The organism is Williamsia sp. (assembly GCF_036566845.1).
Taxonomy (GTDB): domain Bacteria; phylum Actinomycetota; class Actinomycetes; order Mycobacteriales; family Mycobacteriaceae; genus Williamsia.
Genome location: NZ_DATCVM010000235.1, coordinates 37,283 through 46,421 on the forward strand (window position 1 = coordinate 37,283; position 9,139 = coordinate 46,421).

Here is a 9,139-nt window from a genome sequence, read left to right on the forward strand (position 1 = left end):
AATGTGATTCGTTGCCGCGTGCCACGGCCCCCTTCATTCTGAGGCGTTGAACGTGCAATATTAGAACAGGTTCTACAACGCACCGACAACCCCGAGTAGTCAGGATGTTCAGGTCTATGACGATCGCTTCCACTCAAGAACATACCGCTGTGGCCGACGCAATTGGTCGATGGTCCAAAAAGGTGTCGGTGATCACCTCGGTCCGTGCGGCCGAGCCGGACTCCGCCGTTCAGGCTGACGCCTGGCCTGCACTGTTCCCAGAACTCGCCGCGCTCGGTGTGTTCGCGGCAGCGGTACCGGAGAGTCTCGGCGGAATGGACGCGATGTTCATGGACCTCGCGGTGATACTGGAGCGAACTGGACACGATCTTGTCCCGGGTCCGGTGGCGGGAACGGCGATCGGGGCTCTGCTGGCGGCGGTGGCCGGTGGCCCGAATGAGAACGCGTTACTCGGGCAATTGCTGACCGGGGAGGTGGGGGTTGCGATCGCAACAGGGGTGTTAACCGGTCGCGAAGCCGCCCAGGCGAGCGAATCCGAACGGGGCGTGTTGTCCGCCGACGGCGATCTGGGACTGGTGGCCGGCTACGCCGACGGCGTTGCGTTGCTGGCGCAGGTGGACATCGCCGGAAGTCATCGATGGGTGTTGCTGGAACCGAAGACGCCCGGGGTGGTCACCGAGAAGGTCGAGGGCATCGACTTCTCGATGGACCTGTCGCGGGTCCGGCTGGATCAGGTTCGGATACCCGCCCGTGAGGTGCTGCACGTGTCGGATTCGTTTGTGCGGGCGACGGTGATCGCAGGCATTGCCGCGCAGGCGGCCGGAGTCGCCCGCTGGTGCCTCGACACCGCCGTGGAGTACGCGAAGGTGCGCGAGCAGTTCGGGGCGCCGATCGGGAGCTTTCAGGCCGTCAAACACATCTGTGCGGAGATGCTCTGCCGCAGCGAGCTGGTGGGCGCCGCGGCCTGGGATCTCGCGGTGGCCATCGACGAACTCACCGAAGCCGAAGGCCCCGACCGCGCCGCGGCCACCGAGCAGCTGGAGATCAGTGCGGCGGCCGCCGCGGCCGTGGTCGCCGATCTGACCGTGGCGAATGCCAAGGACTGCATCCAGGTGCTGGGCGGAATCGGGTTCACCTTCGAGCACGATGCGCACCTCTACCTGCGCCGGGCATTGGCGTGGCAGGCCCAGCTGGGTAGTCCGGGGCAGTGGCGCACCCGGGTCGCGGAGCTGAACCGGGCCGGAGTTCGGCGCCGGTTCACGATCGAATTGGGTGAGGCCGAGCGGGACCGACCGCAGGTCAGGGAGCGCGTGGAGTCGATTGTGGAGGCCCCGGATCGGCGCCGCGCTCTGGCCGCCACCGGATATCTCACGCCGCATTGGCCAGAGCCCTACGGTCTCGGTGCCGACGCCTCGCATCAGGTGCTGATCGATTCCGAACTCGAGCGGGCCGGGATCCGGCGTCCCGATCTGGTGATCGCCGGCTGGGCGATCCCGACAATCGTCGCGCACGGCACGGACGCGCAGCGCGAACGGTTTGTCCAGGCGACGCTCGACGGCGAGGTGACGTGGTGCCAGCTGTTCTCGGAGCCGGGCGCGGGCTCGGACCTCGCGTCACTACGCACCAAGGCCACCAAGGTCGACGGCGGCTGGCGGTTGCAGGGACAGAAGGTGTGGTCGTCGCATGCGCATGAGGCCGAATGGGCCATCTGCCTGGCCCGCACGGATCCCGATGCCCCGAAGCACAAGGGGATCACGTACTTCCTCGTCGACATGGCCTCGGCGGGGATCGAGACGCGACCGCTGCGCGAGCTGACCGGGCGCTCCCTGTTCAACGAGGTCTTCCTCGACGATGTGTTCGTCCCCGACGACTGTGTGGTGGGGGAGGTCGACAACGGGTGGCGGCTCGCTCGCACGACGCTGGCCAACGAGCGGGTGGCGATGGGCGGTTCGGCGCTGGGCAAGGAGATGGAAGCGCTCCTCGAGCAGATCGGTGACTCGTCATTGACCGATGCACAAACCGAAGGTCTTGGTGACCTCATCGTTCAGGCGCAGCTCGGACAGGTTCTGGACCTACGGACGGTGCTCGGCTCGATCAACGGCACGGACCCCGGGGCGGTTGCCGGTGTCCGCAAGCTCATCGGGGTTCGGCATCGGCAATCGGTGCCGGAGTTCTCCCAGCACTGCCGCGGCACCGAAGGGCTGGCGCTGTCCGCGGCCGCCGACACGTTCCTGTTGAACCGGTGCCTGTCCATCGCGGGCGGCACCACGCAGATCCTGCTGACCGCGACAGCCGAGAGGCTCTTGGGCCTGCCGCGGTGAACGCCCGATGCAGCTTGGCGCAACTCGAAACAGACACCATGTTCGTCTGATACAACTAGAACAGGTTCTAATTCTTTGGAGGGGTGTAGGACGTGGATTTCACGCTGGATTCCACCGCCCAAACTGTGAGCGATGTCATGGACTCCGTGCTGGAGAGGCACGAGACGGTCTGGGACGCGAAACTGACAGAGCACGGCGGATTCGAGACGGCACTGTGGGCGGCACTGGCCGGTGGAGGCGTGCTCGCGCTGCCTTTGCCCGAGAGCTCGGGCGGCGACGACGTCGGTGTCGGTGGACTGGTCCCCGTCGCCACCGCGCTCGGGAAGTCTGCGGCCGTCACACCGGCCATCGGCACCCTGATCTCGGGGCTGGCGCCGCTTGCTGCCAGGGCTCCCGAGCGTGCCGCCGAACTCGGTGAAGCCGTGCAATCCGGCGGCTGGCTCGCCGCGGCCATCAACGAACCAGGTGCGGCCATGAGCACGACGCCCCACACCACGTTGTCGCGCGGAACGCTGACCGGCACGAAAACCGGTGTGCTGCATGCCGACGGTGCCTCTGCTCTGCTCGTCGCCGCCGATGCCGGTGTTGCCATCGTCGCCGCCGACAGCCCGGGTGTGACCATCACCCGGACCACGTCGTCGTCCGGATGGGGCGAGTACTCAGTCGAATTCGACAACGTCGCGGTCGAGAATGTCGTCGAGGGCGATCCTGGTTGGCTTCTCGATCACTACTCGCTGGGTATCGCCGCCTACGCGGACGGTTTGATCGCCGGCGCGATGAAACTGACGGCCACACATGTCACCGAGCGCGTGCAGTTCGACAAACCCATCGGGACATTCCAGGCCGTACAGCAGCAACTCGCCGACATCTACGTGGTGGCGCGGTCGATGACACTGGCGACCACGGCTGCCGGGTGGCGGCTGTCCGAAGGGCTCGATGCGGGGCCGGACCTGGCGGTGGCGACGTACTGGCTGGCGCAGGAGATCCCGGCGACCATGCGGACGATGGTCCATCTGCATGGTGGCATCGGTGTCGACCTCACGTATCCGTTGCACAGGTATTTCTCGATCGCCAAGGACCTGGCGCGTCTGGTCGGGGGACCCACCAGTCGTCTCGACGCGCTGGCGGAGCAGGTAGAGGCAGGAGCGTAACCGATGTTCATCGATCTCACCCCCGAGCAGCGCAGTCTGAAATTCGAGCTCCGCGAGTACTTTTCGACTCTGATCTCGCCGGAAGACGCGAAGGTGATGCTCACCGAGCGCCACGGACCCACCTATCGCAAGGTGATCCGGAAGATGGGCAAAGACGGCTGGCTCGGGGTCGGATGGCCGGTCGAGTACGGCGGCCGGGGCTTCGGCCACATCGAACAGCAGATCTTTGTCAACGAGGCGGCGCGCGCCGACGTGCCTTTGCCGGCGGTGACGCTGCAGACGGTGGGGCCGACGCTGCAGCTCTACGGCAACGATGAACAGAAGCAGCGGTTCCTGCCGGCCATACTGGCAGGCGAGGTCCACTTCGCGATCGGGTACACCGAGCCTGACGCGGGCACCGACCTGGCATCGCTCAAGACAACCGCGGTCCGCCGCGGTGACGAGTTCATCGTCAACGGGCAGAAGATCTTCACCACCGGTGGCCACGACGCCGATTTCGTGTGGCTCGCGTGCCGGACCGACAAGGATGTGGCCAAGCACAAGGGCATCTCGATCCTGATCGTCGACACCACCGACCCCGGATACAGCTGGACGCCGATCATCACCGCAGACCACGCTCATCATGTGAATGCCACGTACTACTCGGATGTGGTGGTGCCGGCGAACATGGTCGTCGGTGAGGTCAACGGTGGATGGCGCCTGATCACCACGCAGCTCAATCACGAGCGTGTGATGCTCGGTCCCGCCGGACGCCTCGATGGACTCCTGGCACGCATCACAGCGTGGGCCCAGCGGCCGGGTCCCGATGGCACCGTTCCCGCCAAACACGGTGACGTCAAACGCGCCCTGGCCGAACTGCACGCCTACTACCGGGTCAACGAGTTGCTCAACTGGCAGGTTGCGGCCGGTGGGGACTCGATCTCGATGGCCGATGCCGCGGCGACGAAAGTCTTTGCCACCGAACGGCTTCAGCACGTGCACCGGCTGATCGACGAGATCATCGGACGCCACGGCGACTTCTCTGACCCGGAGACCGCCGCGCTCGCCGACTGGTTCGACGTCCAGGCCAAACGCAATGTCGTGATCACCTTCGGTGGTGGGGTGAACGAGGTGATGCGCGAGATGATCGCCACCGCCGGCCTCGGACTACCCCGCGGAAAGCGCTGAGAGGAGCCCTGCCATGACAACCGTTGATGCTTCAGCGATCATCGCGGCCACTGACCAGGTCCGGGCGGCGGGCACCAGTGCCCCTGTCGCGGGCCGGGATCCGATCAACACGGCCATGATCAACAACTGGACCGAGGCAATCGGGGACACCAACCCGATCTACGTCGACGACGAGGCCGCCCGCGCCGCCGGGTATGACGGCATCGTCGCGCCCCCGGCGATGGCGCAGGTCTGGACGATGCGAGGGCTGACCCGCGCCCGCGCCGTCGACGATCCCCTCGGGCTGGTGACGCAGATTCTCGACGACGCCGGCTACAGCTCGGTCGTTGCGACCAACTGTGATTCGACCTATCACCGGTACACGAAGCCGGGCGAAGAGGTGACCATCGAGGCCGCACTCACGGATGTGGTGGGGCCCAAGCAGACCGGGCTCGGGGAAGGCTGGTTCTTCACCACCAGGAATACCTGGAGGGTCGGCGACGAAGTGGTCGCCGAGATGGACTTCCGGATCCTCAAGTTCCGCCCACCGGCGAAGGATCCGGTGTCGGACGAGAATGCAGGGCCATCCACCGACGACTCGGTGATCTCGTCCCTCGGCTCACCGACCGCCGATTTTGATCCGGCGAAGATGATGCGCCCCACGCCTTCTCTCGACACATTGTTCTTCTGGGACGGTGTTCGTGAGCATGAGCTGCGCATCCAGAAGCTGGAGGACGGATCGCTGCGCCACCCGCCGGTGCCGGCGATCTGGAAAGCCAAGGGAGAGAACACCGACTACGTGGTGTCGTCGGGCTTGGGCACCGTCCACAGTTACGTCGTGCACCATGCCCCCAAGGTCCCCGGACGTTCGTTGCCGTTTGTCGTTGCACTGGTCGAACTCGAAGAAGGTGTGCGGCTGTTGGGTGAGCTCCGCGGGGTCGACCCGGCGCAGGTCGGCATCGGACTGCCGGTACGCGTTGAGTTCCTGGACTTTCCGGCGTCGGACGAGGCCGACGCCTGGACGTTGTATGCATGGCAACCTGCCGGAACAGGAGCGCAGTCGTGAGTGCCGATCCCACCGTCCCCCCGACCAACCCGCCCGCCGTTGCCGTCGGCCTCGAACTGCCGGAGCTCACGGTGCGCGCGACGCCCACGTTTGTGGTCTCGACGGCCTTGGCGACCAGGGACTTTCAGGACGTCCACCACGATCGCGACCTCGCTCACCAGAAGGGGTCGAAGGACATCTTTGTCAACATCTTGACCGACACCGGGCTCGTGCAGCGGTACATCACCGACTGGGCCGGCCGGCGGGCGCAGATCCGTTCGATCAAACTGCGGCTGGGTGTGCCCTGGTACGCCTACGACACATTGACCCTCACCGGCACTGTGAGTGCGGTGGACGACGGTGTCGTGACGGTCGACGTCGTGGGCAAGAACAGTCTCGGAAATCACGTGACGTCGGTGGTGACACTGGTGATGGATCATACGGTTGCAGCAGAGTCGGCCGGGAAAAGTGAAGCGGGAGTGAGTTGATGAGCGAGTTGTCCGGCAAGGCGGCCATCGTCGGTATCGGGGCCACCGACTTCTCGAAGAACTCCGGTCGCAGCGAACTGCGGCTGGCCGCCGAAGCGGTGACCGCCGCGATCGCCGACGCCGCCCTGACACCGGCGGATGTCGACGGGCTGGTCTCGTTCACGATGGACACCAACACCGAGATCGCTGTCGCCCGGGCCTCGGGCATCGGGGATCTGAAGTACTTCTCCCGCATCCACTTCGGCGGGGGAGCGGCGTGTTCCACCGTGCAGCAGGCGGCGATGGCCGTGGCCACCGGCGTCGCCGATGTGGTGGTCGCCTACCGGGCCTTCAACGAGCGGTCCGGGATGCGGTTCGGCCAGGTGAACACCTCGCTGGTCGCGCAAGACAACTCGTCGGGCACCGACAACGCCTTCAGCTATCCGCACGGACTGAGTACCCCTGCGGCATTCGTCGCGATGGTGGCGCAGCGGTACATGTACGAATATGGCGCCACCAGCGAGGATTTCGGCCAGATCGCGGTGGTCGACCGCAAGCATGCGGCTGTCAATCCCGAAGCATTCTTCTACGGCAAACCCATCTCGCTCGACGACCACCAGAACTCGCGGTACATCGCGGAGCCCCTACACCTGCTCGACTGCTGCCAGGAATCCGACGGTGGCGTGGCGATTGTGGTGGTGTCGGCGGAGCGTGCCAAGGATCTGCCGCACACCCCGGCGATCATCGCGGGCGCCGCTTCCGGCAGCGGTGAGAACCAGTACATCATGACCAGCTACTACCGCGACGACATCGCCGGACTGCCTGAGATGGGTTTGGTGGGAAGGCAACTGTGGGAGCAGTCGGATCTGCATCCCGATGACATGGACGTGGCCATCCTGTACGACCACTTCACGCCGTACACCTTGATGCAGCTCGAAGAGCTGGGGTTCTGTGGTCGGGGAGAAGCAAAGGACTTCGTCCGTGAGCCCGGTGCGCTCGAAGTCGGCGGCCGCTTGCCGCTCAACACCCACGGTGGCCAACTCGGGGAGGCCTACATCCACGGGATGAACGGCATCGCCGAAGCGGTTCGGCAGATTCGCGGCGCATCGGTCAATCAGGTCGACGGGGCCAACAAGGTGGTTGTCACCGCCGGCACCGGAGTCCCCACCAGCGGTCTCGTGCTCACCGCCTAGTTCTGGCCCAGTTCTCATCGCAGAGGAGAAATCTCAGATGGCATTCAACCTCGCCGACGTCTTCGAAACCGTCGCAGATGCTGTTCCCGATCGGATCGCGCTGACCTACGAGGGCGTTGATCACAGCTATCAGCTCCTCGAGCGTGAGTCGAACCAGGTGGCACATATGCTGTCGAACAGCGGAGTCGCTGCGGGCGAGCATGTTTCGTTGTTCCTCAAGAACAGTCTCGAGCACGTCACCACGATCCTCGGTGTGATCAAACTGCGCGCGGTCCCGATCAACGTCAACTATCGCTACACCCCGGCCGAACTCCTGTACATCTTCGAGAACTCCGACTCCGTCGCGATTGTCGTCGAGGAATCCGAACATCAGGAGAATCTGGCGCAGATCATCGGGCAGATCCCGGCTCTGCGAACCGTTCTGGTGATCGGTGAGGTCTCGGGGGCGCTGGCAGATGCCGCGGCACAGGCGGGTGTGGCCGTGGCTCCCTTTGCGCCGGAAGGACATTCGGATGTCCGCGACTTCGAACCCCGGACGGGCGATGAATTGTGGGTGCTCTACACCGGTGGCACCACCGGCTACCCCAAAGGGGTCATGTGGCGGCACGACGACTTCTTCCACAAGCCGTTGTCGGGCGGCAATCCGTACGAGGACAACAACCCACGGAAGAACCTCGGTGAGGTTGCCGCTGCGGCAAAGGAATTCCCGGACCTCGCTTTTCTGATCGCGGCGCCACTGATGCACGGAGCGGCCCTGTACTCGCTGTTCACATTCTTGACGCTGGGTGCGCGGCTGGTCTTGATGCGTTCGTTCGATCCGGACAAGGTTGTGCGTTCGATCGAGTCGGACAAGGTCAACGTCATCCTGATCGTCGGCGACGGTATGGGTTCGCCACTCGCCGATGCGATGAACGAGCTCAAGGACGAGGTCGACATGTCGGCTCTGTTCTCGATCACCTCTGGCGGTGCGATCTGGTCGGTCGGGGTTCGGGAACGGATGCTCGCGGCGAAGCCGGAACTGTTGCTGCGCGACAACTTCGGCGCGTCGGAGTCGGGCAACGACGGTGCTTTCGAGGTCCGGGAAGACGGCACGCTGGCGATGCCACCCACACCCAAGATGACGGTGCTCGACGAGAAGCTCGAGCCGATCGAACCCGGCTCCGGCGAGGTCGGGATGATCGCCCGGATCGGCAATGTACCCCTGGGCTACTACGGCGACGAGGAGAAGTCGGCGCGAACCTTCCCGACCCTGCCCGACGGCACCAGGGTGTCGGTGCTCGGCGACATGGCGCACGTCGAGGCCGACGGGACGATCGTCTTTCTGGGGCGTGGTTCGCAGTGCATCAACACCGGCGGCGAAAAGGTCTTTGCCGAGGAGGTCGAGGCCTGCCTGCACGCACACCCCGCTGTCGCCGATGCGTTGGTCGTCGCTTCCCCCGACGAGCGGATGGGTCAGAAGGTGTCGGCGGTGGTGGCCGTTCGCCCGGACAAGGCCGCGCCGACGCTCGAAGAGATTCAGGAACACTGCCGAACCATGCTGGCGGGCTACAAGATTCCGCGTCTGCTGGTGTTGGTCGATGAGATCAAACGCACCCCGGCCGGCAAAGCCGACTACCGGTGGGCCAAGGACGCGGCATTGGGCGCATCGGAGTCGGGTGCCGTGAGCAGCGCGGGTACTAGTGTCCTGCGCCTGAAATATCTTGTTTAATTGTAGAATTGGTTCATGGCACGCACTGGTCGGCCGAAGGCGCCGCTGGATCTGACCCAAGCTGAACGCGACGAGTTGAACCGCTGGGTGCGGCGCAGAAAGACGTCC

The 9,139-nt window shown here is 65.0% G+C and carries 7 protein-coding genes; all 7 read left to right on the plus strand.

From position 1 onward, the window contains the following. Positions 1-116: 116 nt before the first annotated feature. The 7 genes from VIQ49_RS22400 (at position 117) to VIQ49_RS22430 (ending at position 9,031) form a co-directional block, all read left to right on the plus strand. On the plus strand, positions 117-2,321 hold the full coding sequence (locus VIQ49_RS22400; RefSeq protein ID WP_331888796.1) for an acyl-CoA dehydrogenase: 2,205 nt from the start codon (positions 117-119) through the stop codon (positions 2,319-2,321). A 92-nt stretch (positions 2,322-2,413) separates the two neighbouring features. Next, positions 2,414-3,472, plus strand: coding sequence for an acyl-CoA dehydrogenase family protein (locus tag VIQ49_RS22405; protein WP_331888797.1), 1,059 nt, complete (start codon positions 2,414-2,416; stop codon positions 3,470-3,472). A 3-nt stretch (positions 3,473-3,475) separates the two neighbouring features. Continuing rightward, positions 3,476-4,639, plus strand: coding sequence for an acyl-CoA dehydrogenase family protein (locus tag VIQ49_RS22410; RefSeq protein ID WP_331888798.1), 1,164 nt, complete (start codon positions 3,476-3,478; stop codon positions 4,637-4,639). Positions 4,640-4,652: 13 nt separating this feature from the next. Further along, positions 4,653-5,684 (plus strand): bifunctional MaoC family dehydratase N-terminal/OB-fold nucleic acid binding domain-containing protein, encoded by a 1,032-nt coding sequence (locus VIQ49_RS22415; protein WP_331888799.1) that lies wholly within the window; start codon positions 4,653-4,655, stop codon positions 5,682-5,684. Then, positions 5,651-6,151 carry a beta-hydroxyacyl-ACP dehydratase gene (locus VIQ49_RS22420; RefSeq protein WP_414731690.1) on the plus strand — a complete coding sequence of 167 codons (501 nt, stop codon included), beginning with the start codon at positions 5,651-5,653 and terminating at the stop codon, positions 6,149-6,151. Before VIQ49_RS22415 ends, VIQ49_RS22420 begins: the two co-directional genes overlap by 34 nt. After that, a complete protein-coding gene (locus VIQ49_RS22425) occupies positions 6,151-7,323 on the plus strand; it encodes a lipid-transfer protein (protein WP_331888801.1) in 1,173 nt (390 codons plus the stop codon). The genes VIQ49_RS22420 and VIQ49_RS22425 overlap by 1 nt, the downstream gene beginning before the upstream one ends. A 37-nt stretch (positions 7,324-7,360) precedes the next feature. Then, positions 7,361-9,031: an AMP-binding protein gene (locus VIQ49_RS22430; RefSeq protein ID WP_331888802.1), complete on the plus strand. Its 1,671-nt coding sequence runs from the start codon at positions 7,361-7,363 to the stop codon at positions 9,029-9,031. The last annotated feature ends 108 nt before the right edge of the window (positions 9,032-9,139 follow it).

Coding starts and splice junctions, on each gene's coding strand:
- VIQ49_RS22425 (WP_331888801.1), top strand. CDS start 6,151: ATGAGCGAGTTGTCCGGCAAGGCGGCCATCGTCGGTATCGGGGCCACC.
- VIQ49_RS22415 (WP_331888799.1), top strand. CDS start 4,653: ATGACAACCGTTGATGCTTCAGCGATCATCGCGGCCACTGACCAGGTC.
- VIQ49_RS22400 (WP_331888796.1), top strand. CDS start 117: ATGACGATCGCTTCCACTCAAGAACATACCGCTGTGGCCGACGCAATT.
- VIQ49_RS22410 (WP_331888798.1), top strand. CDS start 3,476: ATGTTCATCGATCTCACCCCCGAGCAGCGCAGTCTGAAATTCGAGCTC.
- VIQ49_RS22420 (WP_414731690.1), top strand. CDS start 5,651: ATGGCAACCTGCCGGAACAGGAGCGCAGTCGTGAGTGCCGATCCCACC.
- VIQ49_RS22430 (WP_331888802.1), top strand. CDS start 7,361: ATGGCATTCAACCTCGCCGACGTCTTCGAAACCGTCGCAGATGCTGTT.